The organism is Blastococcus sp. SYSU D00669, assembly GCF_054050715.1.
In genome coordinates this window covers 1-26544 of sequence record NZ_JBJGZV010000003.1, presented here as the reverse complement: position 1 = coordinate 26544, position 26544 = coordinate 1, and the positions used below count along the sequence as shown (strand labels likewise).

Below are 26544 nucleotides of genomic sequence, written 5' to 3'. Positions count from 1 at the left end.
CGCTGCGTGCCGTAAGGTCCTCCGACCGTGTCCTCCGCATCGAGCGTGACGACCGCTTCCCCCGATCCCGTCCTCACCGCCGAGCGCGCCCACCTGGCGCGTGCGGCCGACTGCCTGACCGAGATGCGCACCGCGGCCGCCGCGGTGACCGACGCCGGCGTCGACGCCTGGGCCTCCGAGCGGCTGGGGGCCGCGCGCGCCGAGCGGCTCCGCCGGCTGGCCGCGGACCCCGGCGTCCCGCCCTTCTTCGGCCGGACCGACACCGCGACCGAGACCTTCCACATCGGCCGCCGGCACGTCCGCGACGCGACGGGCACCCCCGTGGTCATCGACTGGCGGGCACCGATGAGCCGGCCGTTCTACCAGGCCAGCGCGGCCGATCCCCAGGGCCTGGTGCGCCGCCGCCGGTTCGGCTTCTCCGGCGGCGAGCTGACCGGCTACGAGGACGAGCTGCTCGCCGCCGGCGACGGGCGCGCCAGCGAATTCCTGCGGCAGGAGATCGAGCGGCCGCGCAGCGGCCCGATGCGCGACATCGTCGCCACCATCCAGCCCGAGCAGGACGCGATCGTGCGGGCGCCGCTGTCCGAGTCGATCTGCGTGCAGGGCGCCCCGGGGACCGGCAAGACGGCGGTCGGCCTGCACCGCGCGGCCTACCTGCTCTACACCCACTCCGGCCAGCTCGCCCGCACCGGCGTGCTGGTGGTCGGGCCCAACCGGGCCTTCCTCCGCTACATCGAGCAGGTGCTGCCCACGCTCGGCGAGGTGGACGTCGAGCAGACCACGGTCGCCGACCTCACCGCCCGGGTGCCGGTGCGCGCCGCCGAGGAGCCCGCGCTCGCCGTCCTCAAGGGCGACGCCCGCATGGCCGAGGTGCTCCACCGCGCGCTGTGGGGCGGCATCGCCAAGCCGGCCGACGACCTCCTCGTGCCCCTGGCCGGCCGCCGGTACCGCGTCCCCGTCGAGCGGCTCAAGCGCTACGTCGACGACCTGCGCCGTCGCGGCCGGATCGCCGACGACCTGCAGGCGCTGCACTACTCCGCCGGGCGCGAGCGGCTGGCCATGGCGCTGGCCGAGGACGCCCGCCGGCAGAAGGAGCTGGCCGGTGGCAGCCCCACCGACGCCGAGACCCGCCGCGCGGCGCGCAGCGCGGAGGTGCGCGCCTTCTGCGACGCGGTGTGGCCGGCCTGGGACGCCGCCGGCCTGCTGCACGCCCTCTGGACCGAGCCCGACCGGCTGGCCCGCGCCGCCCGCGGGGTCCTGGACGACGACGAGCAGGCCGCGCTGCACCGCCCGGCGCGGTCGGTGCGGACGGCGCCGTGGACGGAGGCCGACGCCGTCCTGGTCGACGAGGCCGCCGGGCTGCTCGACCGCACGCCGGGCTACGGGCACGTGGTCGTCGACGAGGCGCAGGACCTCTCGCCCATGCAGTGCCGCGCAATCGCCCGCCGGCTGGCGGCGGGCTCGCTGACCGTGCTCGGGGACCTCGCCCAGGCCACCAGCCCGTGGTCGGTGGCCGACTGGGCGGCCACCCTCGAGGGCCTCGGCCGGCCCGGCACCGTCGTCCGCCCCCTGACCCGGGGCTACCGGGTGCCCGGCGAGGTGCTCGACTACGCCAACCGGCTGCTGCCGGCCATCGCGCCGGGGCTGCCGCCCGCGACGGCGACCCGCCGGGAGGCCGGCTCGCTCGACGTGCGGCCGGTGAGCACGCTGGCCGAGCCGCTGGCCGACGTCGTCGCCCGGCTCGCCGCGGGCGAGGGCTCGACCGGTGTCGTCTGCGCCGACGCCGACGTCGCCGGCGTGGTCGCGCTGCTGCGCGCCGCCGGGCTGCCGGCCGAGCCGCTGACCGACGACGGCGAGGCGGCGGCCCGGGTCGCCGTGGTGCCGGCGACGCTGGTCAAGGGGTTGGAGTTCGACGCCGTCGTGGTCGTCGACCCGGGCGCGATCGTCGCCGCCGAGCCGCGCGGCCTGCACCGGCTCTACGTCGTCCTCACCCGCGCGGTGAGCGCGCTCGTGGTCCTCCACCGGGGTGATCTGCCGGCCGAGCTGTCGAACGACCCCGCTGCCCCCCACCACTCGCCAGCTCGCGGCGGGACCCTGCAGCGGGGCCGTCGCTGAACCCGCGCGCCTCGCCTGTCCCGGCGCGGCGCGGGTGGTTGTAGATCGGGACGTTTCCTGTTGAGGTGTGACACCGTTCGAGGGGAGGGGGGCGATGGAGCAGCCCAGAGTTGCCAGCACTCTGCTGAAGCTGCTGTCGACCGTCGTCGTCGCCGGCGCACTCGTCGCCGGTCTCCTCTTCCCGTGGGTCGGCGGCCCCGCGCTGGCCGCCCAGCAGGGCACGGGTCTGCTCGGCCGCCCCCCGGTCGAGCTCACCGACGAGCCGCCGGCGGGCAACACGGTGGTGCTGGCCGCCAACGGCGAACCCATCACCTACTTCTACGAGGAGAACCGCGCGCCGGTCCCCGGCGACCAGATCGCCGAGGTCATGAAGCAGGCGATGGTCGCCATCGAGGACGCCCGGTTCTACGAGCACAACGGCCTCGACGTGCAGGGCACGCTGCGGGCGCTGGTCACCAACATCGCCTCGGGCGGGGTGGAGGAGGGCGGCTCGACGCTCACCCAGCAGCTGGTGAAGCAGACCCTGCTGCAGACCGCCGACACCCCCGAGGAGCGGCGCGCCGCCGTCGAGCAGACCGTCGGCCGCAAGCTGCGCGAGGCGCAGCTGGCGCTGGCCCTCGAGGACGAGTACGGCAAGGACGAGATCCTCACCCGGTACCTGAACATCGTCTACTACGGGCAGAACGCCTACGGCATCCAGCCGGCCGCGCAGGCCTTCTTCAGCGTCAACGCCGCCGACCTCACCCTCACCCAGGCCGCACTGCTCGCCGGGCTGGTGCAGAGCCCCACGTCCGACGACCCCTTCACCAACCCGGAGGCGGCCACCGCCCGGCGCAACGAGGTCCTCTCGCGCATGGCCGAGCAGGGCTACGTCAGCGAGCAGGCGGCGGCCGACGCCTCCACCGCGCCGCTCGGCCTCGCCCCCGCCCCCGCGCCCCGCCGCGGCTGCGTCCAGGCCTCGGTCGGCCCCTACGTCTGCGACTTCGTCCAGCAGTACCTCATCAACGAGCTGGGCCTGACCCAGGACGACCTCGAGCACAACGGCTACACCATCCAGACCACGCTCGACCCCGATCTGCAGCGGGCCGGCGACTCCGCGGTGCTGCAGACCCTGCCGATGGGCGACTCGCTGGCCGGCATGTTCACCGCCGTCGAGCCCGGCACCGGGCACCTGCTCGCGATGAGCGTCAACCGGGTCTTCGGCTACGACGTGAGCGACCCGACGCAGGAGTCGTTCAACCTCAACGTGGCCCCCAGCCAGGGCTCCGGGTCCACCTACAAGGTCTTCGTGGCAGCGGCCGCGCTCGCCCGCGGGTTCGGCAGCCACTACACGCTGACGACGTCCGACCCGTACGTGTCCAAGGTGTACAAGGACGGCGGCGAGCCCTACGACGTCCGCAACGCCGGCCGGTACGGCAGCACGCTGGACATGACCACCGCGCTGTACCAGTCGTCGAACACCTACTTCCTCGCCCTCGAGGACGCCCTCGGCAGCGTCGAGGACGCCGTCGAGATGGCGCAGAAGATGGGCCTGTTCCAGTTCAACGACCCGGCGCTGCCGCAGCAGATCATCGACGACAACCGCGGCTCGTTCACCTTCGGGCCAGAGCCGACCAGCCCCTTGGGCCTGGCCAGTGCCTACTCGACGCTGGCGGCCAGCGGCACGCAGTGCGACGTCGTCCCGCTCACCCGGCTGCTCGACCGCAACGGCGAGGACGTCCTCGGCGAGGACGGCCAGCCGCTGGTGCGCGACCGGTGCACGCCGGAGGCGATCCCGCCGGGTGTCGCCAACACGCTCAACCAGATGCTCCGCCGTGACGTCGAGCCCGGGTACGGCGGCCAGACCGGCCGGCGGGCGTACGTCCCCGGTCACCAGATCGCCGGCAAGACGGGGACCTCGCAGGACAACTACTCGGTCGCGTTCGTCGGGTACACCCCCGAGATCACCGCGAGCGTGATGGTCCTCAACCCGAAGCGCAACGAGGACGTCGGCGGCTTCGGTGGTGGCAAGGGCGCGCAGATCTGGCACGACGCGATGGCGCCGATACTCGAGGCCCGCGGCAGCGCCGACTTCCCGCCGGCCGACGAGCAGGTCGAGAACGGCAACACCCGGCCGCTGCCGGGCTGCTCCAGCGTGAGCGCCTGCAAGGCCGCCCTGACCGCCGCCGGCTTCCAGTGGTCGACCGCCCGGGTCGACAGCGACCGCCCGGCGGGCCAGTTCGTGGGACTGAGCCCGCGCAGCCGCGCCGTCCCCGGCCAGGTCGTGACCATCCTGGTCAGCAACGGCTCCCGCTACGTCGAGCCGGCCCCGGCCCCGGCCCCGGAGCCGCCGCCGGCGACCGCGCCGCCCCCCGCCCCGCCGCCCGCCCCGCCGCCGCCCCCACCGCCGCCGCCTCCGGACGACGACGGGGGGAACGGCAACGGCGGTGGCAACGGCAACGGCAACGGCAACGGCGGGTCCCCGGCCGTCCCCGGTGACGACGACTGAAAGCGGTCGTCGAGCGCCTGGGTGAGCAGCCAGCCGCCCAGCAGCACAAGGTGCAGCAGGAACAGCCACAGGCCGACGGCGACGACGCCGCCGACGACGGTGAGCCCGCCGAAGGGCGCCCCCAGATCCAGCGGCAGGCTCAGGAACAGCACGAAGCCCTGCAGGAAGCCCGACAGGCAGGCCGCGGTGAACGGGACGCCGATCAGCAGCGCCCGCCAGCCGAGCCGGCCGGCCGCCACCACCCGGAAGCCCCACAGCAGCGGGACGACGAGGGCGGCGAGGACCGAGTAGAAGCCGACGGCGATCCGGCCGATCACGTGGCCGGTGCGGTCGAGGTCGGCCATCACCTCGACCGCGAGCAGCAGCGGGTACAGCAGCACGGGTGTGAGCAGCAGCAGCGGCAGCGCCAGCAGCCGGCCGCGCCAGCCGGTGAGCGACTCCTCGCGGCGGCTGAAGCGCAGCAGCGCCCGGCGCAGGCCCTCGCCGTAGAGCGACATGGGCACCAGGGCCAGCAGGACGCCGACCGGGTCCAGCCCTGCCCCGGCGTCCACCAGCCGCGCCACGGCGTCGGGCGCGCCGACCTCGTCGGGGAACAGCCCGGCCAGCCGGTCGCCGAGCTCGCGCACCGTCCCGGGCGAGGTGAGCCAGGTGGTGAGGCCGAACGCGACGACGAGCAGCGGGACGACGGCCAGGCCGGCGTAGAAGGTCAGGCCGGCGGCGATCAGCGCGAGGTCGCGGCCGCGCAGCCGCCGGCGCACCGCTGCCAGCAGCCCGGTCACCTCGGCCCACCAGCGGGAGGGGGACCACCGGGACCGCTGCACCCGGTCATGCCACCAGGGATCGGCGCGGGCCGCCCGTCGGGGGGTCAGCGGGACCCGAGCAGGTGGCGGGCGGCGGCGTACCCGCCGAGCCCGCTGACCGCCCCGCCGCGGACCGTGCCGCCCGAGGAGGCGTGCACGATCCGCGGGGAGGGGCCGGCCACGCCCCACGTGCCGGCCTCCTCCGCGGTCGCGGCCACGGGCCAGGACAGGTCGCCGTGGAAGATGTGCCCGCCCGGCATCGCCAGCGCGGCCTCGACGTCCAGCGGGGAGGCGGCCTGCAGGCAGGGCTCGCCGTCGGCGTCGCGGGCCAGGCAGCCGGCGAGGGGCTCCTCGAGGTGGGCGTCGAGCTGCGCGAGCACCCGCCGCACGGCCTCGTCCCGGGTACCGGCGGGGTCGCCGCGGTAGAGCTCGGCGGGCGTCTGCAGGCCGAACAGGGTCAGCGTGTGCAGCCCGGCGGCGCGCGCCCCCGGCCCCAGGACCGTGGGGTCGGTCAGCGAGTGGCAGTAGACCTCGAACGGGATCTCGTCGGGCAGCCGGCCCGCGGCGGCCCGGGCGTGCGCGGCGTCGAGCTGCGCGGCGGCCTCGTCGACGTGGAAGGTGCCCGCGAACGCCGTCGCGGGGTGGGTGCCCGAGCGCAGGCGCGGCAGCCGGGCGAGCACCATGTTCACCTTCAGCTGCGAGCCGCTCGGCCGCGGGCCGGGCGGGGCACCGGTGAGCTCGGCCAGCACGGCCGGCGCCGCGCCCACCACCACGGCGTCCGCCCCGGCGGAGCGCTCGCGGCCGTCGTCGTCGGTCCAGAGCACGGTGACGCCGTCCGGGCCCTCGTCCAGCGCGGTCACCGCCGCCCGGGTCACCAGCTCGGCCCCGGCCGAGCGGGCCGCCGCGGCCAGCGCCGCCGTCACGGCGCCCATGCCGCCCACCGGGACCCGCCAGCGCCCCGTCCCGTTGCCGATCACGTGGTAGAGGAAGCAGCGCCCCGCGGCGCTGCCCGCCTCGTGCACGTCGGCGAACGTGCCGATCAGCCCGTCGGTCAGCGCCACCCCGCGGACCACGTCGTCGGTGAGGTGGTCGGCGACGACGTCGGCCAGCGGGCGTTCCCGCAGGTCGTGCCAGATCCCGGGGTCGCGCAGCCGCCGCTCCAGCTGCCCGGCGGTCAGGAGCGGTTCGGTGAGCGTGGGGGCGACGTCCTCGGCCAGGGTGGCCAGGCGCCGGTAGAGGCACTGCCAGCCGGCGAACTCGGTGTCGGACCCGGTGAGTGCCCGGAACGACGCCGCGGTGGCCGGTCCCTCGCCGCGCTCGACGAGGAGGCCCGTGGACCCGCCCTGGCGGCGGACGGCGGTGTACGAGGCCACCGCCCGGTCGGCCAGGGTCACCCGGAGGTCGAGATCGGCGACGACCCGGTCGGGCAGCAGGCTGACCAGGTACGAGTACGCCGACAGGCGGACGTCGACGCCGGGGAAGAGCTGCCGGCTCACCGCGGCGCCGCCGACCTCGTCCCGCCGCTCGAGGACCAGCACCGACCACCCGGCCCGGGCCAGGTAGGCGGCCGCGGTCAGGCCGTTGTGTCCACCTCCGACAACGACGGCGTCGTACCGCGAACCGGCCACCTGCGCACCGTAACCAGCGCCTCCCGACCGGTTCGCGCAGGTCGCCAGCGTCGGTCCGGAGGCCGGCGGCCGTCCCCCGCCCGAGCCGTCGCGTGACCCACCGTGTCGGGTGAAGCGCGAAGAGTTGTGAAGGTGTGCACAAATCACATCGGGGTGATTGTCACGACCCAGTAACGCCCTTACGGTCTGTATGTCCCTCGGGGCGCTGAGTCACCTCTCGGGGTGACGCCCCGCCGACCCCGAACCGGGAGCTCGCAGCGTCGCGGGCCGCGGTCGCACCCGTGCCGCACTGCAGAACGGAGAGCCGCCCTCCCATGGCGACCACTCGGACGTCTTCCCCGCGCCCGAACTCCCGCCGCACCGCCCGCCGCGCCGTCCTCGCGCTCGCCGCCGCGCTCGGGCTGGCGTTCGTGCCCGCGCCGGCCGCCGCCGCGCCGGAGCAGCCGGAGACCGCGCAGGAGGCGGCGGCCCTCATGGCCGCCCGCGCCCACGACCTGGAGGTCGTCACCGAGCAGTTCAACGACGCGCGGGCGCTCCTGGAGCAGCAGCAGGCCGCCGTCCGGGCCGCCGAGGAGACCGTGGCGCAGGCGCAGGCCGCGCTGGCCACCGCGCAGGCCCAGGTGCGGGGGATCGCCCGCAGCGCCTTCACCGGCGAGGGGCTCAACGGCTTCGCCGCGCTGATGACCAGCGACGACGCCGACGACTTCGTCGCCCGCATGTCGACGCTGTCGATGGTGGCCGGCCACCAGAACGAGATCCTCGGCCAGGCGCAGACCGCGACCCAGGCGGCCGCCGACGCCCAGGCGGCCGCCGCCGAGGCCGCCGCCCAGGCCCAGGCCACCTTCGACGCCGTCGCCGGCCAGCAGGCCGAGCTCGAGGCGCAGATCGCCGCCTACCAGGCCGACTTCGACCGCCTCAGCGCCCAGGAGCAGGCGGCCGCCACCGAGCTGGCCGCCACGCACGGCACCGACCGGGCCAGCCGCGACGAGCGCGCCGAGCCGCTGCCCTCGGGCCCGGTGGTCGCCAGCAGCGAGGCGGCGCAGATCGCCGTGGACACGGCGATGGCGCAGCGCGGCGACCCCTACGTCTGGGCCGCCGCGGGGCCGAACGCGTTCGACTGCTCGGGCCTGGTCCAGTACGCCTACAAGGCCGCCGGCATCAGCCTGCCGCACTCGAGCCGCATGCAGGCCGGCATGGGCCAGTCCGTGTCCCGCGGCTCGCTGCAGCCCGGCGACCTGGTCTTCTACTACAGCCCGATCAGCCACGTCGGCATCTACATCGGCAACGGGCAGATGGTGCACGCGCCCACGTCCGGTGACGTGGTGAAGGTGGCGAGCATCGACGCCGTCGGCGCGATCACCGCGATGCGGCGCATCGCCGGCTGACCCCCGTCCCGCCCGAGAGCCCCCGGCCTGCCAGGCCGGGGGCTCTCGCGCTCTTGACGGCCACCGACGAAACGTGAACACTGCTCTCAAAACGGATCACTGTTCTCGAAGGTGTGGGTCATGGGCGTCGTCTGGAACTGGACCTGGGGGGCCGTGGCGTTCGGGTCGGAGCTGGCCGCGCTGGCCGCGCTCGCGGTCGGCGGGTGGGCGCTGCCGGTCCCCACCGCCGTCCGCCTGCTGGCCGCCGTCGGCGCCCCGGTGGTGGCGGCGGTGCTCTGGGGGCTGTTCGCCTCGCCGCAGGCGCCGGTGCAGGTGCTCGCCGTGACCGTGGTGGTGAAGGTGGTCGTGCTCGGCGGGGCGGTTGCGGCGCTGGCGGCCACCGGCCACGCCCGGCTGGCCGCGGTGCTGGCCGTCGCCGCCGTCCTGGGCACGGTGCTCTCGCCGTCCCCCGCCGCGCTGGTCAGCCCGCCGACGGCGGCGTGAGCCGCTGGAGCAGCCCCCAGACGAACTGGGCACGGGTGCCGTCGGGCAGGTGCACCTCCCAGCGGGTGTGCACCCCCGGGTCGACGCTCCGCGCGCCGGGGAGGCCGGCGACGTCGTCGAGCACGTGCTCCCACACCCGCAACCGGCCGGCGGTCACCCGCGGCGCCCACGCCCCCGGGAGGCGGACGAAGCGCTCCTCGAGCACCTCGCCGCCGGGCGCGGTCAGCACCTCCCACCGGTGCTGCGGCCAGAGCGGAAGCGGCCACCGGCGCACCTCGAGGTCGAGGTCGCCGAAGCGCAGGTCCTCGGTCTCCTCGGCCGGCCCGAGGACGGCGGTGCGCAGCGCCAGGCCCCGGGGAGCCCGCGGCGCGTGGTGCAGCGCCTGCCAGCGGTTGTGCGCGGCGTGCGCCTGCGCCCGGGTGGCGCCCAGCCGGGGCAGGGCCTCGGCGACCAGGTCGGGGCGGAGGTCGGCCATCCGGCGCAGCAGGACGAGGCAGAACTCCCGCCGGGCCAGACCACGCACGCCGCCGACCCTGCCACCATGTCGCGGTGCTGCTCGACCGCGCCACCGCCGAGGGGATCGCCGACGGGTCGGTGACGCTCGCCTTCCGCCGCTGGGACCGCCCGCGGATGCGGGCCGGCAGCACCCAGCGCACGGTCGCCGGGGTGATCGAGGTGGAGACGGTCGAGGAGGTCGACCCGGCGCTGCTCACCGAGGAGGACGCCCGGGCCGCCGGCGTCCGCTCCCTGGCACGGCTGCTCGCCCTGCTCGACCGCCGTCCCGGCGCGCGCGTCTACCGGATGCGGGTCCGCGCCGCCGGTCCCGACCCGCGGGTGGCCCTCCGCGAGCGGCCCACCCTCGACGACGGCGACCGGCGCGCCCTCGACGCCCGTCTCGACCGGTTCGACGCCGCCGCCCGGCACGGGCCGTGGACCCGCGGCGTCCTCGCGCTCATCGCCGCGCGCCCCGGCGTCCGGGCCCCCGACCTCGCGGCCTCGCTCGGCCGCGAGGTGCTGCCCTTCAAGCGCGACGTGCGCAAGCTCAAGGAGCTCGGTCTCACCCGCAGCCTCGAGGTCGGCTACGAGCTCTCGCCCCGGGGGCGGGCGTACCTCGACGGCCCGGTCGGGGAGGATGGGTCGTCGTGAGCTCCTCCTCCGCCGTGCCCGCCGTCCACCCCGTCGCGACCGCCTTCCGGGTGGTCGCCGTCGCCGAGGCGTTGAGCTGGCTCGGCCTGCTCGCCGGCATGTACCTCAAGCACGTGGCGGGGACGACGGAGGCCGGCGTGCAGCTGTTCGGGCCGGTCCACGGCGCGGTCTTCGTCGCCTACGTCGTCGTCGCGGTGGTCGCGGCCCGGGTGCTGCGCTGGCGCCCGTCCACCACCCTGCTGGCGCTCGCCGCCGCGGTCCCGCCGCTGGTCACGGTGTGGTTCGAGCGGTGGGCGACCCGCGCCGGGCGGCTGCCCCGCCGGGAGCCCGCGACCGCCTGACCGGCGGCGCCGTTACGGTCCGGGGATGGCCGAACCCGTCCTGCCGACCACCGCCCGCCGGCTCCTGGCCCGCACCGCCCGCGTGCAGCGCGACGGCCGGGCGCCCGGCATGGTCGCCGGCGTCGTCCGCGACGGCGGGCTGGCGTGGTCGGCCGGACGCGGCGACGTCCCCGAGCCGCACACCGACGTCCAGTACCGGTTGGGGTCGATCAGCAAGACGGTCACCGCGGTGGCGGTGCTGCGGCTGCGCGACGAGGGCCGGCTCGGGCTGGACGACCCGCTCGCCCGGCACCTGCCGGGCACCCCGTTCGGCGACCGCACGATCGGCCAGCTGCTGTCCCACCTGGCCGGGGCCTCCGCCGAGAGCCCCGGGGGTTGGTGGGAGCGCACGCCGGGCGGCCCGCTGGCCGAGCTCGGGCTGGGGGAGCAGGACGTCGTCCTCGGCGCCGCCCGCCGGTTCCACTACTCGAACCTCGGCTTCGGCCTGCTGGGCGAGCTGGTGGCCCGCGCCCGCGGTGCCTCGTGGGAGGACGTCGTCCGCGCCGAGGTGCTCGCCCCGCTCGGCATGGCGCGGACGACGCCCCGGCCGGTGGCGCCCGCGGCCTCCGGGACGGCGGTGCACCCGTGGGCCGACGTCGTCCTCCCCGAGCCCGAGCACCACGCCGGCGTCATGGCGGCGGCCGGCCAGCTGTGGGCGACGCTGGCCGACCTCGCCCGCTTCGCCGTCTTCCTGCTCGGCGACACCGGCGACGTCCTGGACCCCGCGACGCTCGAGGAGATGACCGTGCCGGCCGGCGTGGACTCATCCGCCCCCGGGTGGTCGGCCTACGGGCTGGGGCTGCAGGTGCTGCGGCTCGACGGGCGCACGCTCGTCGGCCACGGCGGCTCGATGCCGGGCTTCCTGGCCGGGGTGTTCGTCGACCGCGAGGAGCGGACCGGCGCCGTCCAGCTGGCCAACACCACCTCGGGCCTCGACCCGCTGGCCCCCGGCCTGCTCGCCGACCTCCGCGAGCTCGAGCCGCGGGTGGTCGAGCCGTGGCGGCCCGCGCCGGCGCCGGTCGACCTCGACCTGCTCGGCGTCTGGTTCTGGGGGCCGGCGCCGCACGTGCTGCGCGCCGTTGCCGGCGGGCTGCTGCACCTGGGGCCGTTGCCGGGGCGCTCCGGGCGCGCCAGCCGGTTCACCGCCCGGCCCGACGGCACCTGGGTGGGGCTGGACGGCTACTACGCCGGCGAGACGCTGCGGATCGCCCCCGACCACCTCGACCTCGGCACGTTCGTCTTCACGCGGACGCCCTACGACCCGGCCGCCCCGGTGCCCGGCGGCGTCGACGACCGCGGCTGGCACGCGACGTGAGGGAACGTCCCCCTGCAGGGTCCCGCCGCGAGCTCGCGAGTGTGGGGGGCAGGGGCCCTCACCCGAAGGCGTCCAACGTCGTCGTGAGCACGAGGCCGTAGATCAGGTGCGGGACGAGGTCGCTCATCCAGTCGGTCGCCGACCACGTCCGCGGGTCGGTGATGCCCAGCGCGGTCATCGGGCCGTTCGCGGCGACCAGCACCCCCGCCGTCGTCAGCGCCGTCCCCACCGGCTTGCTCGACCGGAAACCCGCCGCACGGACGACGCCGGTCAGCACCCCGACGCCGACCCCGGCCACCAGCCCGGTCAGCGGGCCGAGGCCCTGCACCCGGTTCTGCCGGTGCTCCTCGTCGCCGGGGATCTGCACGTGCGCCTTCTCGGCGAGCGTCTCCACCGTCCGCTCGGGCGTGGAGCTGCTGCCGCGGCCGCGGACCGCCATGTCCACGTAGGTCACCGCGTTGAGCGCGGTGCTCGCCGCGGCCCCGGCGGCGGCCCCGCGGAGCACCCAGCCGAGCGGGGTGATGCCGCGGCGGCCCTTCCCGGACGTCCCCAGCGGGGTCCGCTTCGCCATGGGCCCCCGCTACCCCGCCTGGCGGCCCGCACGCCCCCGCCGCAGGCTGGGCACCGTGACCGACGTCGACGGGCGGCTCGAGCGGGCCATCGGGGCGCTGCTCGACGCCCGCGCGCCGGCGACGATCTGCCCCTCGGAGGCCGCGCGCGCCGTCGACCCCGACGGCTGGCGGGAGCTCATGCCGGCCGCCCGGGCGGCGGCGGGCCGGCTGGCGGCCGCCGGCGAGGTCGAGGTCACCCAGCGGGGCGAGGTCGTCGACGTCGCCACCGCCCGCGGGCCGGTGCGCGTGCGCCGTCCGCGCTGAGGGTCACCAGCCCGGGCGCCGCAGGAACTCCGCACCGGCGTGGGCAGCGAGACCAGCGCCGCCCGCGCGACCTGGCCGGTGGCCGCAGCCCACCCCCGTGGGCCCACGCCCCGCGGCGGCTTCTACCGTTCCTGGGAGCCGAGACGACGGCGTCCGGGGACGCGAGGAGCGACGAGGGTGAGCAGCGGCGAGGTCCCGGAGCGGGTGCAGCACATCTATGACGAGGTGCTGCGCCGCAACCGGGGGGAGACGGAGTTCCACCAGGCGGTCCGCGAGGTGCTGGAGTCCCTCGCCGTCGTCCTGGACCGGCACCCCGAGTTCACCGAGATGAAGACGGTGGAGCGGATCTGCGAGCCCGAGCGGCAGATCATCTTCCGGGTGCCGTGGCAGGACGACCGCGGCGACGTGCAGATCAACCGCGGCTTCCGGGTGGAGTTCAACTCGGCGCTCGGCCCGTACAAGGGCGGCCTGCGGTTCCACCCGTCGGTGGACCTGGGCATCGTCAAGTTCCTCGGCTTCGAGCAGATCTTCAAGAACGCGCTGACCGGCATGCCGATCGGCGGCGGCAAGGGCGGGTCGGACTTCGACCCCAAGGGCCGGTCCGACGCCGAGGTCATGCGGTTCTGCCAGTCGTTCATGACCGAGCTCTACCGGCACCTCGGCGAGTACACCGACGTGCCGGCCGGCGACATCGGCGTGGGTGCGCGGGAGATCGGCTACCTGTTCGGCCAGTACAAGCGGATCACCAACCGGTACGAGTCCGGCGTCATCACCGGCAAGGGGCTCGGCTGGGGCGGCGCCCTCGTGCGGACCGAGGCCACGGGCTACGGCGCCGTCTACTTCGCCGCGGAGATGCTCGCCGCGCGCGAGGAGTCCCTCGAGGGGCAGCGGGTCGTCGTCTCCGGGTCGGGCAACGTCGCGGTGTACGCGATGGAGAAGGTCCAGCAGCTCGGCGGCACCGCGATCGCCTGCTCGGACTCCAGCGGCTACGTGGTCGACGAGAAGGGCATCGACCTCGAGGTCCTCAAGCAGGTCAAGGAGGTGGAGCGGGCCCGCATCGAGGTCTACGCCGAGCGGGTCCCGTCCGCCGCCTTCGTGGCCGGCGGCAGCATCTGGGACGTCCCCTGCGACGTCGCCGTCCCCAGTGCCACCCAGAACGAGCTGGCCGGCGACGCGGCGGCGCAGCTGGTGCGCAACGGGTGCCGGTACGTCGTCGAGGGCGCCAACATGCCGACGACCCCGGAGGCGGTGCGCGTGCTGCGGGACGGTGGCGTCGCGTTCGCCCCGGGCAAGGCGGCCAACGCCGGTGGCGTCGCCACCTCGGCGCTGGAGATGCAGCAGAACGCCTCGCGCGACCGGTGGACCTTCGAGCACAGCGAGGCGCGGCTGGCCGAGATCATGCGCGACATCCACGCCCGCTGCGCCCGGACCGCCGAGGAGTACGGCTCGCCCGGCGACCTCGTGCTGGGCGCCAACGTGGCCGGCTTCCTGCAGGTGGCCGGCGCCGTGCACGACCTCGGGCTCGTCTAGCCCTCCAGGCCGGCGGCCCGCTCGAGCAGCGGCGTCGTCCGGTGGTCGACGAAGCGGCGCAGCGCCAGCGCGGTGTCGGTGCGCTGCACGCCCGGGATCGCCAGCACCTGCTCGGTGATCCGCCACAGGTCGTCGGCGTCCCGGGCCGCCACCTCGACGAGGAGGTCGACGACACCGGAGAGGCCGATCACCTCGAGCACCTCGGGGATGTGCGCGAGGGCGTCGCTGACCTCGGCCAGGCTGCGCTGCACCACCTGCACGGTGACGTAGGCGCGCAGCCGGTAGCCGAGCGCCTCGGGGGCCACCCGGCGCTCGAACGGGGTGAGCGACCCGTTGCTCTCCAGCCGCGCCAGACGGGCCTGGACGGTGTTGCGCGCCAGCCCGAGCTTCTGCGAGAGCGCCATCACGCTGGCCCGCGGGTCCTCGTTCAGGGCGAGCAGCAGCCGGGCGTCGGTGGCGTCGACCTCGGGCACGTTGCTCAGTCTGACATCCGAGGACGTCCTACTAATAGTCATCATGCGCAATCTCGGGACCGAACCTTGCGCACATCGCCCGCAGGTGGTGTTGTCCCTGGACGGGGGTGTCGTGTCACCATGTGTGAGTGGCGCCACACCCCGGCGCCACGAGACGTCCAGCACCGCGGGTGCCGGTGACCCCGGCCCTCCGGCGAACGGCGAGGAGTAGGTCTGTGACAGCGCTTGACCAGGCGACGGAGGTCGTCGACCCGGTACCCGGGGCCGGAGCCCCACACCTCCCGCAGCAACCGGAGCTGGTCCAGCTCCTGACGCCGGAGGGCGAGCGGGTCGAGCACCCCGAGTACCCGATCGACGTGTCCGACGACGAGCTGCGCGGGCTCTACCGCGACCTCGTCCTGGTCCGCCGCTGGGACTACGAGGCCACGGCGCTGCAGCGCCAGGGCGAGCTCGGCATCTGGGCCTCCCTGCTCGGCCAGGAGGCGGCCCAGGTCGGCGCCGGCCGGGCGCTGCAGGACGACGACATGGCCTTCCCCACCTACCGCGAGCACGGGGTCGCCCTGACCCGGGGGGTCGACCCGCTGCAGGTGATGAGCCTGTTCCGCGGCGTCGACAACGGCGGCTGGGACCCCGTGGCCACCGGCTTCAACCTCTACACCGTCGTCATCGGCGCGCAGTGCCTGCACGCGACCGGCTACGCGATGGGCGTGCAGCGCGACAGCGCCGAGTCCGCCGTCCTGGCCTTCCTCGGCGACGGTGCCACCAGCCAGGGCGAGGTCAACGAGGCGATGATCTGGGCGGCGAGCTTCAGCGCCCCCGTCGTCTTCTTCTGCCAGAACAACCAGTACGCGATCTCCGTGCCGATCGAGCGGCAGTCCCGCGTGCCGCTCTACCAGCGCGCCGCCGGGTTCGGCTTCCCCGGCGTCCGGGTCGACGGCAACGACGTCCTGGCCGTCCTCGCGGTGACGAGGGCAGCGCTCGCCGCGGCACGCGACGGCCAGGGCCCCACGTTCATCGAGGCCTTCACCTACCGCATGGGCGCGCACACCACCTCCGACGACCCGAGCCGCTACCGGCTGGCCGGCGAGATGGAGGAGTGGAAGCTGCGGGACCCGATCGCCCGGCTCAAGGCGCACCTGTCGCGGTCGGGCATCGCCGATCCGGCCTTCTTCGACGCGGTCGAGGCCGAGTCCGACGAGTTCGCCGCGCGCCTGCGCACCGGAACCCTGGAGATGCCCGATCCGCCGGGCACCTCGATGTTCGACAACGTCTACGCCGAGCAGACCCCGCTGCTGGCCGCCCAGCGCGAGGAGTTCGCCGCCTACCACGCGTCGTTCGAGGGAGCGGAGCAGTGACCGAGACGCTCACCATCGGCAAGGCGCTCAACCTGGGCCTGCGCCGGGCGATGGAGGACGACGCCAAGGTCGTGCTCATGGGCGAGGACATCGGCCGCCTCGGCGGCGTCTTCCGCATCACCGACGGGCTGCAGAAGGACTTCGGCGAGGACCGCGTCGTCGACACCCCGCTCGCCGAGGCCGGCATCGTCGGCACCGCCGTCGGCCTGGCCATGCGCGGCTACCGCCCGGTCTGCGAGATCCAGTTCGACGGGTTCGTCTTCCCCGCCTACAACCAGATCGTCACCCAGGTCGCCAAGATCCACGCCCGCTCGAAGGGCAAGCTGGCGATGCCGATCGTCATCCGCATCCCGTTCGGCGGCGGCATCGGCGCGGTCGAGCACCACAGCGAGAGCCCCGAGGCCTACTTCGCGCACACCCCGGGCCTCAAGGTCGTCGCGGTGAGCAACCCGGTCGACGCCTACTGGGGCATCCAGCAGGCGATCGCCCACCCCGACCCGATCGTCTTCCTCGAGCCCAAGCGGCGGTACTGGGAGAAGGCGCCGGTCGACACCGACGCCACCCCCGACCCGCTGTTCGCCTCGCGGGTGGTCCGCGGCGGCGACGACCTCACCGTGCTGGCCTACGGCCCGATGGTGAAGACGGCGCTGCAGGCCGCCGAGGCCGCGGAAGAGGAGGGCCGCTCGCTCGAGGTGGTCGACCTGCGCACGCTCTCGCCGCTCGACCTGGACCCGGTGTTCGAGTCGGTGCGCCGCACGGGCCGCTGCGTCGTCGTCCACGAGGCCCAGGTGACCCTCGGGCTGGGCGCCGAGATCGCCGCGCGGATCACCGAGCAGTGCTTCTTCTCGCTGGAGGCCCCCGTGCTGCGGGTGGGCGGCTACGACACGCCCTACCCGCCGTCGAAGCTCGAGGAGGAGTACCTCCCCGACCTCGACCGGGTGCTCGACGCCGTCGACCGGGCGCTGGGGTTCTGATGCCGGACCTGCGCCAGTTCCGACTGCCCGACGTCGGCGAGGGGCTGACCGAGGGCGAGATCCTGCAGTGGCTGGTCGCCCCGGGCGACACGGTCGTGGTCAACCAGCCGCTGTGCGAGGTGGAGACGGCGAAGGCGGCCGTCGAGCTGCCCTCCCCGTACGCCGGCACGGTCACCGAGCTGCACTTCGAGGCCGGGACGACGGTCGACGTCGGCACGCCGATCATCACCATCGACCTCGGCGGCGACGCCGCGCCGGCGGCTGCACCGGCGGCCGAGGAGGCGGAGCCGGCGGCCGGGCTGATCGGCGGTCCGGCGCCGGGCGGGCGGACGTCGGTGCTCGTCGGGTACGGCCCGAAGAACACCGAGGCCAAGCGGCGGCCGCGGCGCACCGGGGCCACGGTGGCCGCGCGGGCGACCGCGCCGGCCGTGCTGCCCCAGGCCGACTACGGCTCGGGCGGCACCGAGCGCCCGCCGCTGCTGGCCACCGCCCCCGACATCACCACCAAGCCGGTGCGCCACGGCGGGCTGGAGATCGGCCGGGCCGCCGAGGCGCACGCCGCGGCGGAGGAGGCCGCGCCGTCCCGGGCCGCCGCCCACGGGCAGCGCCGGCCGCGGCCGCTGGCGAAGCCGCCGGTGCGCAAGTACGCCAAGGACCGCGGTGTCGACCTCACGCTCGTCGTCGGCACCGGGGACGGCGGCGTGATCACCCGCGCCGACGTCGACGCCGCCCTCTCCACCGCCCCCGCTCCCGCTTTCGGTGCGGAAAGCGGGCCCGCTCTCCGCACCGAAAGCGGGGTGGGGGAGCAGCGGATCCCGATCAAGGGCGTGCGCAAGCACACCGCCGCGGCGATGGTGGCCAGCGCGTTCACCGCGCCGCACGTCACGGAGTTCCTGACCGTCGACGTCACGCGGATGATGAAGCTGCGCCGGCGGCTGGCGGAGCGGCCGGAGTTCGCCGGCGTCAAGGTCAGCCCGCTGCTCTTCGTGGCCAAGGCGGTGCTGCTCGCCGCGCAGAAGCACCCGATGGTCAACAGCTCGTGGGACGAGCAGGCGCAGGAGATCGTCGTCCACGGCGCGGTCAACCTGGGCATCGCCGCGGCCACCCCGCGCGGTCTCGTCGTCCCCAACGTCAAGGACGCCGGCCGGCTGTCCCTGGTCGAGCTGGCCCGGGCGCTGTCCGACCTGACCGACACCGCGCGGGCCGGCCGGACGGCGCCGGCCGACATGACCGGCGGCACGATCACCATCACCAACGTGGGGGTGTTCGGCGTCGACACCGGGACGCCGATCCTCAACCCCGGCGAGTCGGCGATCCTCGCCTTCGGCGCCGTGCGCGAGATGCCGTGGGTGCACAAGGGCAAGGTCCGGCCGCGGCAGGTCACCCAGCTGGCGCTGTCGTTCGACCACCGGATCATCGACGGCGAGCTGGGCTCGCGGTTCCTGGCCGACGTCGGGGCGATGGTGTCCGACCCGGGGATCTCGCTGGCGTTCTGACCCGTGATCATGGCGCCGTGACCACCGATCCAGCGAGGAGGGTGGTCGCGGCGCCATGATCGTCGGCGTGACCGACCTCGACCGGCTGCTCGACTTCGCCGCCCGCTCCCGGCTGCCCGACGGCTTCGGCTACCTGCGGGACGACGGCAGCGTCGACCTCGCGCGCGGCCAGGAGACCTGGATCGTCGCGCGGATGACACACGTCTTCGGGCTGGCGGCGCTGCTCGGCCGGCCGGGGGCGGGCGAACTGGTCCGCCACGGGGTCGCCGCGCTCGCCGGCGGGCCGCTGCACGACGGCGCCCACGGCGGCTGGGCGGCCAGCACCGCCGACCCCACCAAGGCCGCCTACGTGCACGCCTTCGCCGTCCTGGCCGGGGCGACGGCGACGACGGCCGGCGCGCCCGGCGGCCCGGCGCTGCTTGAGGAGGCGCTGGGCATCTGGCAGGAGCGTTTCTGGGACGACGCCGCCGGCCTGGCGGTGGAGGAGTGGGACCCGGCCTGGAGCACCTGCGACGCCTACCGCGGGGCCAACGCCAACATGCACGGCGTCGAGGCGACCCTGGCCGCCGCCGACGCGCTGGGCGCCGACCCGCGGGCCGACCGGCTGCGGCGGCAGGCGCTGCGCAGCGTCGAGCGGGTGGTGCACGGCTGGGCCCGCGAGCGCGACTGGCGGCTGCCCGAGCACTTCACCGCCGACTGGACGCCGCTGCCGGAGTTCAACCACGACCGGCCGGCCGACCCGTTCCGCCCGTACGGGGTGACGATCGGGCACCAGTTCGAGTGGGCGCGCCTGGCCCTGCACCTGCGGGCGGCCCTGCCCGACCCGCCGGGGTGGCTGCTCGACGACGCGGTGGCGCTCTTCGACGCCGCCGCGACGCGCGGCTGGGCCGCCGACGGGCACGACGGTTTCCCGTACACGCTCGGCTGGGACGACCGGCCGGTGGTCGGCGCCCGCATGCACTGGGTGCTCTGCGAGGGGGTCGCCGCGGCGGGCGTGCTGGCGCAGGTGACCGGCGAGCCCCGCTACGGCGAGCTGGCCGCGCGCTGGCGGGCCCACGGCGAGGAGCGGTTCGCCGACCCGGCCACCGGCAGCTGGCACCACGAGCTGACGCCGACCGGCGAGCTCGGCCACGGCACCTGGACGGGTCAGCCGGACGCCTACCACCTGGCCCAGATGCTGCTGCTCGACGACCGCCCGGTGCGCGGCAGCGTGGCCGCGGCGCTCCCCTGATCGGCCCTCCTGCAGAGGCCCGCGGCGAGCGTGCGAGCCGTGGGGGCAGGAGGGTCCTTCAGGTTATCGGTCCGGAACGGCTGGGTAGGTCGTGCACGACCCGAATCCGAGCAAGAGGAGGAGAACCCGTGGCCAGCGTGCAGGAATCCATCGACGTCGACGTCCCGATCCGCGTCGCCTACGACCAGTGGACGCAGTTCGAGTCGTTCCCGCAGTTCATGGGCGGTGTCGAGCGGATCACGCAGACCGACGACACCCACACCCACTGGGTCACCAACATCGACGGCGTGAAGCGCGAGTTCGACACGAAGATCACCGAGCAGCACCCCGAGGAGCGCGTCGCCTGGGCCTCCACCGGCGGTGAGGCCAAGCACGCGGGCGTCGTCACCTTCCACAAGCTCGACGAGAACAAGACCCGCGTGATGATCCAGATCGACTGGGAACCGCAGGGCATCGTCGAGAAGGCCGGCGCGGCGCTGGGCTTCGACGACCGCCAGGTGAAGGCGGACGCCAAGAGGTTCAAGGAGTTCATCGAGAGCCGCGGCACCGAGACCGGCGCCTGGCGCGGCGACGTCCCGCGCGACTGAGCGAGAGCCCGCTGCGGGGCCGCGGACACGACGACGGCCCGTCCCCTCGTCCGAGGGGACGGGCCGTCGGTCCGTGGCTGGAACGGCCCGGCTGCAGGGTCCCGCGCCGAGCGTGCGACGCGTGGGGGGCAGCCGGGTCCTTCAGTCCGCGTCGAGGTCCTGGGCGACCATGCCGGCGATGCGCTCGAGCACCGTCTCGTCGTCGCTGCTCACGATCACCTCGGACCCCTGCTTGGCACCCAGCGTCATGATCATCAGCGGGGAGCCCGCGTCGACGGGGTTGCCGCCCGGCGTGGCCAGGGTGACCGGGACGCCGGACTTGCCGACGGCCTCGGCGATCAGCGCGGCCGGACGAGCGTGCAGCCCCACCCGGGAGCCGACGGTGACGTTCTGACTGGGCATCGATGCCTCTTCCTCGTTCGCGAACGGTGCTGGTCGGGACGGTAACCGGGCGGGGAGCACCTGTCAGGTGGTCGCCGCGCTCGGGGGGACGACGCCCACGGGGGTGTGCGCGTGCTCGAGGTCGACGGCGTCCTCGGGTGCCTCCTCGGCGTCGCTGCGGCCGAGGCTCTTCAGCACGGTGACCGCCACGCCGCCGACGACGGCGCCGATGATCACGGCGAGGAGGAACAGCACGGCGTTGCTCATCGCGAAGAACACGAAGATGCCGCCGTGCGGCGCGCGCAGCTCGATGCCGCTGGCCGCCACGATCGCGCCGGTGGTCGCGCCGCCCAACATCATCGAGGGGATGACCCGCAGCGGGTCGGCGGCGGCGAACGGGATGGCGCCCTCGGAGATGAAGGAGGCGCCGAGGAGCCAGGCCGCCTTGCCGTTGTCCCGCTCGGCGGGCGTGTACAGCTTCGGGCGGATCGCCGTGCTGAGCGCCATCGCCAGTGGCGGGACCATGCCGGCGGCCATGACGGTGGCCATGATGACCAGCTGCTGCTGGCCCCCCTCGCCCTCGATGGCCGCCGTGAGGCCGGTGGTGGCGAAGACGTAGGCCGCCTTGTTCACCGGGCCGCCCAGGTCGAAGCACATCATCAGACCGAGGACGATCCCCAGCACGATCGCCGCACTGCCGGTGAGGCTGTTGAGCCAGTTGCCCAAACCGGTCAGGGCCGCCGCCAGCGGCCGGCCCAGCACGATCGCCATCAGGCCGCTGGAGATGAGCGTGGCGAGCAGCGGGATGATCACGACGGGCTGCAGGCCGCGGACACCGGCCGGCAGCTTCCAGCGGCTGATCCAGAGCGCCGCGAAGCCGGCGATGATGCCGCCGACGAGCCCGCCGAGGAAGCCGGCGCTCACGGTGAGGGAGACCGCACCCACCACGAAGCCCGGGACGATGCCCGGCCGGTCGGCGATCGCATACGCGATGTACCCGGCCAGGGCCGGCACCAGGAACCCGAATGCGGCAGAACCGAGGACGTAGCAGACGGCGCCGAGATAGCCGGCCAGCCCACCGTTGAGGCCCTCGATGCCGGCGGCGGAGGGCAGGTCGAACAGCGAGTTGTTCAGCACCCAGTTGGTGCCGTACTTCAGCCCTCCGTCCGACGTCGGGTCGGTGTTGGCGATCTGGTAGCCGGCGAGCAGGAAGCCCAGGGCGATGAGCAGGCCGCCGGCCGCGACGAACGGGATCATGTAGCTCACGCCGGTGAGCAGCCAGCGGCGGATCTCGGAGCCGACGCCGGGCCGCCCGGCCGTGGTGCTCGCCGTCTCGGCACCGGCACCGCCGCCGGGCACCCGGCGGGCGTTCGGGTCCTCGGCCGCGGCGAGGGCCTCGGCGACCATCTTCTCGGGCTCGTTGATCGCGCGCTTCGTGCCGCTCTGCACCACCGGCTTGCCGGCGAAGCGGCCCTGGTCCCGCACGCCGACGTCGACGGCGAAGATCACCGCGTCGGCGGCGCGGATGAGGGCCGGGTCCAGCGGGGTGGCGCCGGAGGAGCCCTGGGTCTCCACGTGCACGTCGACGCCGGCGGCCTGCCCGGCGGCGGTCAGCTTGTCGGCGGCCATGTAGGTGTGCGCGATGCCGGTGGGGCAGGCGCTGACCACGACCAGGCTGCGCCGCGGCGGCGCAGCGGCAGCCGCGGCGGGCGGCGCGGCGGCGGGCGCAGGGGCCGACGCCGGCGCGGCGGCCGGCTCCGGCTCGGGGGAGACGACCTCCTGCACCAGCGCGACCACCTCCTCGCGGGTGGCCGCCGAGCGCAGGGAGGCGACGAACTCCGGTCGGACCAGCGCCCGGGCCAGCGCGGTGAGCAGCGTCAGGTGGTCGGCGTCCCCGTGCGCCGGTGCGGCGATGAGGAACGCGAGGTCGGCCGGGCCGTCGGGCGCGCCGAAGTCCACCGTCGGCGACAGGCGGGCGAAGGCCAGGGAGGCCTCGGTGACGGCTGCCGAGCGGCAGTGCGGGATGGCGATCCCGCCGGGCAGGCCGGTCGGCGCCTGGGCCTCGCGGGCCATCGCGTCGGCGTGCAGCGCCTCGGCGCTGGTGGCGCGGCCGGCGCCGGCGACGAGAGCGGCGAGCCGGCGCACGACGGCGTCCTTGTCGGCACCCAGGTCGGCGTCCAGCGCGACCAGGTCGGTCGTGATCAGAGCGGGCATGGAGCGTTCCCCCTGGAACAGGTCAGCGGGTGTCCCGGCCGGCGGCCGGGACCGGAGCGGTGCTGGTGCCGGCGAACCCGGCCGTGACCCGAACTGCTGGACCGTCCACCTGGGCCGGGGTGGGAACGGCGGATCCGGGGAGCGACGCGCTGGCCGCTCCGTACGCGACCGCGGTGCGCAGCCGCTCGGCCGGCGGGCCGCCGCCGAGGTCGGCGAGCAGGTAGCCGGCGAGGCTGCAGTCGCCCGCGCCGACGGTGCTGCGCACCGCGACGGCCGGTGGCCGCGCCGACCACAGCCCTTCGGGCGCCGACAGCAGCGCGCCGTCGGCCCCGAGGGTGAGCAGGACCTCGGTGACGCCCCGCTCGTGCAGCGCGCGGACGGCGGAGAGCAGGACCTGCGGGTCGGCGAGGACGGCGGCCTCCGGCAGGCCGGCCAGCTGGGCGAGCTCCTCGGCGTTGGGCTTGAGCAGGTCCGGGGCTGCGTCGGGGCCGGCGTCCAGGAGCGCCCGCAGCGGCGCCTCGGAGGTGTCGACGGCGATCCGGGCGCCGGTGTCCCGCAGCGAGCGGACGAGGTCGGCGTACCAGTCGACGGGCGTGCCGGGCGGCAGCGAGCCGGAGAGGACGACCCAGCGGGCACCCGCGGCGTGCCGGTGCAGGGCGGCGGTCAGGGCCGCCCGCGTGCCGTCGTCGAGCGGCACGCCGGGCTCGTTGAGCTTGGTGGTGGTGCCGTCGGGTTCGGCCAGCGTGTAGTTGGTGCGCACCGGGGCGTCCACCGGCACGGTGGCCAGCCGCAGGCCGCGGGCGCGCAGCGCGCCCACGATCGGGTCGTCGTCGGCGGCCGGGAGCACCGAGACGACGTCGGTGCCGGCCGCGGCCACCGCGCGCGACACGTTGACGCCCTTGCCGCCCGGCTCGGTCGAGCTGGCCCCGAGGCGGACGACGCCGCCGCGCTCCAGCGGTCCCGGCAGGGTCAGGGTGCGGTCGAGGCTCGGGTTGGCGGTGAGTGTGAGGATCACGCGACGACGACCTCGATCCCCGCGTCCTCCAGCTGCGCGACGGCGGCCGGGTCGGCCTCGGCGTCGGTGACCAGCACGTCGACGTCCTCGATCGCGGCGAAGCGGACCAGGTGCTCGCGACCGAGCTTGCTGCTGTCGGCGAGCACCACGCTGCGCTGGCCGGCGCGGACCATGGCCCGCTTGGTGGCGGCCTCGGCCTCGTCGGGGGTGGAGAAGCCGTGCCCGGTGCTGATCCCGTTGGTGCCGAGGAAGACGACGTCGGTGCGCAGGTCGGCGAGGGCGCGGACGGTGGTGTCGCCGACCGCCGTCTGGGTGATCCCGCGGACCCGCCCGCCGAGCACGTGCAGGGTGATCCCCGGCGAGGCGGAGAGCCGGGTGGCGATCGGGACGGAGTTGGTGGCGACGAGCAGCCGGCGGTCGGCGGGCAGGACGTCGGCGAGCGCGGCCGTGGTGCTGCCGCCGTCGAGCAGGACGCTGCCCTCGACCGCGGGCAGCAGGTCGAGCGCCGCCGCGGCGATCTTGCGCTTCTGCTCCGTGCGGGTGCCGTGGCGCTCGCCCAGGCCGGTCTCGACCAGGGCGAGGGCACCGGCCGGGACGGCGCCGCCGTGCACCCGGCGGAGCATCCCGGCCCGCTCGAGGACGGCCAGGTCGCGACGGACCGTCTCCGTCGTCACGCCGAACTCCTCGGCCACCGCGGCCACCTGGACGCGCCCGCGCTCGGCCACCAGCGCGGCGATCGCGTGCTGGCGTTCCTCGGGGTACATGCCGGCCCCTCCCTCGGTGGTGCGGGCCACCCCGGATGTCCGGTCGTGTGGCTTTCGGTGTGGAGTGGTGTTGTTCTATGCCCGATCTGTTGACAAGTCAAGACCTGTTCGTGACCCTGGTCACCGACGGACGACGGCGTCCCCACCCACCGAGACCCCACGGAGGAGCGCCCCGTGCCCACCACCGCCCCTGGAACCGACTCCCTGCCGCCGACCTCGGGGCCGGCCGTGCTCACCGGTACCCCCGTCGTCCCGGGGATCGCCCTGGGCCCCGTGGTCCGGCCGTCCGGCGCCGTCCGGCTGCCGGCCGACGACGGCCCCCCGGTGGCCGAGGAGCGGCGCCCGGCCGAGAAGGAGCGCTTCGCCGCGGCCGCCGCGACGGTGGCCGGGCGGCTGGAGAGCCGGGCGGCGGCGGCGACCGGCGTGAGCGCCGAGGTGCTCGCCGCGACGGCGGGCCTCGCCCGCGACCGCGGCCTGCTCTCGGCGGTCGAGCAGCGGATCGACGCCGGCGCGGGCGCGGAGGTCGCCACGGTCCGGGCGGCCCAGCAGTTCGTCGACCTGTTCACCTCCCTGGGCGGTCTCATGGCCGAGCGCGCGACCGACGTCCGCGACGTCCGCGACCGCATCGTGGCCGAGCTGACCGGCCAGGGGGAGCCGGGCGTGCCGGTGCCCGACGTGCCGTCGGTCCTGCTCGCCGACGACCTGGCCCCGGCCGACACGGCCGGGCTGGACCCCGCGCGGGTCGTCGGGCTGGCCACCCGGCTCGGCGGCACGACCAGCCACACGGCGATCATCGCCCGCCAGCTCGGGTTGCCCTGCGTCGTCGCCGTCGGCGGCCTCGACGACGTGCCCGCCGGGGTGACGGTCCTGCTCGACGGCGAGCAGGGCACGGTCACCGTCGACCCCGAGCCGGCGGAGGCGCAGGCGCGCCTGGCGGCGGCGCGCGTCGCCGCCGAGGCGCTGGCCGGGTACCAGGGGCCGGCGACCACGAAGGACGGCCACGCGGTGCAGGTCCTGGCCAACGTGCAGGACGGCGCCGGCGCCCGCGCGGCCGTGGCGGCGCACGCCGAGGGGGTCGGGTTGCTGCGCACGGAGCTCGCCTTCCTCGGGCACGCCGAGGAGCCGTCGGTCGAGGAGCAGGCGGCCGGCTACGCGGAGGTCTTCGCCGCGTTCGAGGGCCGCAAGGTCGTGCTGCGCACGCTCGACGCCGGGTCGGACAAGCCGCTGGCCTTCGCCACGCTGCCCGACGAGGCCAACCCGGCGCTCGGGGTGCGGGGCCTGCGCACCGCGCGCCGCGATCCCGGCATCCTCGAGCGCCAGCTCGACGCGGTGGCGCAGGCGGCCCGGCGCACGGGGTCGACCCCCTGGGTGATGGCGCCGATGGTGGCCACCGAGGCGGAGGCGGCCGAGTTCGCCGCCCTCGTGCGCGGCCGCGGGCTGGTGCCCGGCGTGATGATCGAGGTCCCGTCGGCCGCCCTGCTGGCCGAGCGGCTGCTCGACCACGTCGACTTCCTGTCGATCGGCACCAACGACCTCTCGCAGTACACGCTCGCGGCCGACCGCCTCTCGGCCGATCTGGCCGACCTCACCGACCCGTGGCAGCCGGCGCTGCTCGAGCTGGTGCGGATCACCGCCGAGGCCGGGCAGCGGAGCGGCAAGCCGGTCGGGGTGTGCGGCGAGGCGGCGGCCGACCCTCTGCTCGCCGTCGTGCTGGTCGGACTCGGCATCACGTCGCTGTCCTGCGCCGCGTCCGCCGTGGCCGCGGTGGGCGCGCGGCTGGGCACCGTCGACCTGGCCACCTGCCAGGCGGCGGCGGGGGGGGGGGGGGGGGGGGGGGGGGGGGGGGGGGGGGGGGGGGGGGGGGGGGGGGGGGGGGGGGGGGGGGGGGGGGGGGGGGGGGGGGGGGGGG

General features: G+C 75.5%; 23 protein-coding genes and 1 pseudogene. 15 read left to right on the top strand and 9 right to left on the bottom strand.

Going from position 1 to position 26544, the window contains the following annotated elements; all coding sequences use genetic code 11:
• Window positions 1-45: 45 nt before the first annotated feature.
• Window positions 46-2115, top strand: coding sequence for a HelD family protein (locus ACI8AF_RS03500; protein WP_456538273.1), 2070 nt, complete (start codon window positions 46-48; stop codon window positions 2113-2115).
• 94 nt (window positions 2116-2209) lie between these two features.
• Window positions 2210-4603, top strand: coding sequence for a transglycosylase domain-containing protein (locus tag ACI8AF_RS03495; RefSeq protein ID WP_456538272.1), 2394 nt, complete (start codon window positions 2210-2212; stop codon window positions 4601-4603).
• Between the two features lie 14 nt (window positions 4604-4617).
• On the opposite strand, the pseudogene ACI8AF_RS03490 reads toward ACI8AF_RS03495, so the two are convergent.
• Together ACI8AF_RS03490 and ACI8AF_RS03485 are read right to left on the bottom strand one after the other, a co-directional pair.
• Window positions 4618-5361 (bottom strand): annotated as a pseudogene (locus ACI8AF_RS03490) (YhjD/YihY/BrkB family envelope integrity protein); the annotation flags it as partial.
• Window positions 5362-5468: 107 nt separating this feature from the next.
• The gene (locus tag ACI8AF_RS03485) at window positions 5469-7031 is read right to left on the bottom strand and encodes a phytoene desaturase family protein (RefSeq protein ID WP_456538271.1); all 1563 of its coding nucleotides are present in this window, start codon (window positions 7029-7031) and stop codon (window positions 5469-5471) included.
• Between the two features lie 314 nt (window positions 7032-7345).
• On the opposite strand from ACI8AF_RS03485, the gene ACI8AF_RS03480 reads away from it, so the two are divergent.
• Together ACI8AF_RS03480 and ACI8AF_RS03475 are read left to right on the top strand one after the other, a co-directional pair.
• Window positions 7346-8416 carry a C40 family peptidase gene (locus ACI8AF_RS03480; protein WP_456538270.1) on the top strand — a complete coding sequence of 357 codons (1071 nt, stop codon included), beginning with the start codon at window positions 7346-7348 and terminating at the stop codon, window positions 8414-8416.
• A gap of 120 nt (window positions 8417-8536) precedes the next feature.
• Window positions 8537-8899: a DUF2568 domain-containing protein gene (locus ACI8AF_RS03475; RefSeq protein ID WP_456538269.1), complete on the top strand. Its 363-nt coding sequence runs from the start codon at window positions 8537-8539 to the stop codon at window positions 8897-8899.
• On the opposite strand, the gene ACI8AF_RS03470 is transcribed toward ACI8AF_RS03475, so the two are convergent.
• Window positions 8877-9422 carry a hypothetical protein gene (locus ACI8AF_RS03470; protein ID WP_456538268.1) on the bottom strand — a complete coding sequence of 182 codons (546 nt, stop codon included), beginning with the start codon at window positions 9420-9422 and terminating at the stop codon, window positions 8877-8879. The two genes, ACI8AF_RS03475 and ACI8AF_RS03470, sit on opposite strands and share 23 nt — an antisense overlap.
• Before the next feature lie 26 nt (window positions 9423-9448).
• Between ACI8AF_RS03470 and ACI8AF_RS03465 the strand changes: the two genes are divergently transcribed.
• Genes ACI8AF_RS03465 through ACI8AF_RS03455 form a run of 3 tightly spaced genes read left to right on the top strand, consistent with a single transcriptional unit; the run spans window position 9449 to window position 11740 of the window.
• Window positions 9449-10045 carry a hypothetical protein gene (locus tag ACI8AF_RS03465; RefSeq protein WP_456538267.1) on the top strand — a complete coding sequence of 199 codons (597 nt, stop codon included), beginning with the start codon at window positions 9449-9451 and terminating at the stop codon, window positions 10043-10045.
• Entirely contained in the window at window positions 10042-10386 is a 345-nt protein-coding gene (locus ACI8AF_RS03460; RefSeq protein WP_456538266.1) for a DUF3817 domain-containing protein, read from the top strand. The genes ACI8AF_RS03465 and ACI8AF_RS03460 overlap by 4 nt, the downstream gene beginning before the upstream one ends.
• A gap of 25 nt (window positions 10387-10411) precedes the next feature.
• Window positions 10412-11740, top strand: coding sequence for a serine hydrolase domain-containing protein (locus ACI8AF_RS03455; RefSeq protein ID WP_456538265.1), 1329 nt, complete (start codon window positions 10412-10414; stop codon window positions 11738-11740).
• Window positions 11741-11798: 58 nt separating this feature from the next.
• On the opposite strand, the gene ACI8AF_RS03450 is transcribed toward ACI8AF_RS03455, so the two are convergent.
• On the bottom strand, window positions 11799-12311 hold the full coding sequence (locus ACI8AF_RS03450; protein WP_456538264.1) for a hypothetical protein: 513 nt from the start codon (window positions 12309-12311) through the stop codon (window positions 11799-11801).
• Window positions 12312-12366: 55 nt separating this feature from the next.
• Between ACI8AF_RS03450 and ACI8AF_RS03445 the strand changes: the two genes are divergently transcribed.
• Window positions 12367-12615, top strand: a complete 249-nt coding sequence (locus tag ACI8AF_RS03445; protein WP_456538263.1) for a DUF3253 domain-containing protein — start codon at window positions 12367-12369, stop codon at window positions 12613-12615.
• A gap of 177 nt (window positions 12616-12792) precedes the next feature.
• Window positions 12793-14145, top strand: a complete 1353-nt coding sequence (gene gdhA / locus ACI8AF_RS03440; RefSeq protein WP_456538262.1) for an NADP-specific glutamate dehydrogenase — start codon at window positions 12793-12795, stop codon at window positions 14143-14145.
• Here gdhA and ACI8AF_RS03435 read toward each other — a convergent pair.
• Window positions 14142-14618, bottom strand: coding sequence for an Lrp/AsnC family transcriptional regulator (locus ACI8AF_RS03435; RefSeq protein WP_456538261.1), 477 nt, complete (start codon window positions 14616-14618; stop codon window positions 14142-14144). The genes gdhA and ACI8AF_RS03435 overlap by 4 nt on opposite strands.
• A gap of 215 nt (window positions 14619-14833) precedes the next feature.
• Between ACI8AF_RS03435 and pdhA the strand changes: the two genes are divergently transcribed.
• The 5 genes from pdhA (at window position 14834) to ACI8AF_RS03410 (ending at window position 20261) form a co-directional block, all read left to right on the top strand.
• Window positions 14834-15973 carry a pyruvate dehydrogenase (acetyl-transferring) E1 component subunit alpha gene (pdhA, locus tag ACI8AF_RS03430; RefSeq protein ID WP_456538260.1) on the top strand — a complete coding sequence of 380 codons (1140 nt, stop codon included), beginning with the start codon at window positions 14834-14836 and terminating at the stop codon, window positions 15971-15973.
• Complete coding sequence (locus ACI8AF_RS03425) at window positions 15970-16947, top strand: alpha-ketoacid dehydrogenase subunit beta (protein ID WP_456538259.1); 978 nt, start codon at window positions 15970-15972, stop codon at window positions 16945-16947. The genes pdhA and ACI8AF_RS03425 overlap by 4 nt, the downstream gene beginning before the upstream one ends.
• Window positions 16947-18443, top strand: a complete 1497-nt coding sequence (locus tag ACI8AF_RS03420; protein WP_456538258.1) for a dihydrolipoamide acetyltransferase family protein — start codon at window positions 16947-16949, stop codon at window positions 18441-18443. The genes ACI8AF_RS03425 and ACI8AF_RS03420 overlap by 1 nt, the downstream gene beginning before the upstream one ends.
• Window positions 18444-18510: 67 nt before the next feature.
• On the top strand, window positions 18511-19674 hold the full coding sequence (locus ACI8AF_RS03415; protein WP_456538257.1) for an AGE family epimerase/isomerase: 1164 nt from the start codon (window positions 18511-18513) through the stop codon (window positions 19672-19674).
• A gap of 128 nt (window positions 19675-19802) precedes the next feature.
• Complete coding sequence (locus ACI8AF_RS03410) at window positions 19803-20261, top strand: SRPBCC family protein (RefSeq protein WP_456538256.1); 459 nt, start codon at window positions 19803-19805, stop codon at window positions 20259-20261.
• A 141-nt stretch (window positions 20262-20402) separates the two neighbouring features.
• Here ACI8AF_RS03410 and ACI8AF_RS03405 read toward each other — a convergent pair whose 3' ends face one another.
• The 4 genes from ACI8AF_RS03405 to ACI8AF_RS03390 all read right to left on the bottom strand — a co-directional run bounded on the left by ACI8AF_RS03405 (window position 20403) and on the right by ACI8AF_RS03390 (window position 24635).
• Window positions 20403-20663 carry an HPr family phosphocarrier protein gene (locus ACI8AF_RS03405; protein ID WP_456538255.1) on the bottom strand — a complete coding sequence of 87 codons (261 nt, stop codon included), beginning with the start codon at window positions 20661-20663 and terminating at the stop codon, window positions 20403-20405.
• A gap of 63 nt (window positions 20664-20726) precedes the next feature.
• The gene (locus tag ACI8AF_RS03400; RefSeq protein ID WP_456538254.1) at window positions 20727-22856 is read right to left on the bottom strand and encodes a PTS fructose transporter subunit IIABC; all 2130 of its coding nucleotides are present in this window, start codon (window positions 22854-22856) and stop codon (window positions 20727-20729) included.
• Window positions 22857-22878: 22 nt separating this feature from the next.
• Window positions 22879-23871 carry a 1-phosphofructokinase family hexose kinase gene (locus ACI8AF_RS03395; protein ID WP_456538253.1) on the bottom strand — a complete coding sequence of 331 codons (993 nt, stop codon included), beginning with the start codon at window positions 23869-23871 and terminating at the stop codon, window positions 22879-22881.
• Window positions 23868-24635 carry a DeoR/GlpR family DNA-binding transcription regulator gene (locus ACI8AF_RS03390; protein WP_456538252.1) on the bottom strand — a complete coding sequence of 256 codons (768 nt, stop codon included), beginning with the start codon at window positions 24633-24635 and terminating at the stop codon, window positions 23868-23870. The genes ACI8AF_RS03395 and ACI8AF_RS03390 overlap by 4 nt, the downstream gene beginning before the upstream one ends.
• 174 nt (window positions 24636-24809) lie before the next feature.
• On the opposite strand from ACI8AF_RS03390, the gene ACI8AF_RS03385 reads away from it, so the two are divergent.
• Window positions 24810-26544 (top strand): phosphoenolpyruvate--protein phosphotransferase (locus ACI8AF_RS03385; RefSeq protein WP_456538251.1); only part of this gene is annotated, 1735 nt, incomplete at its 3' end.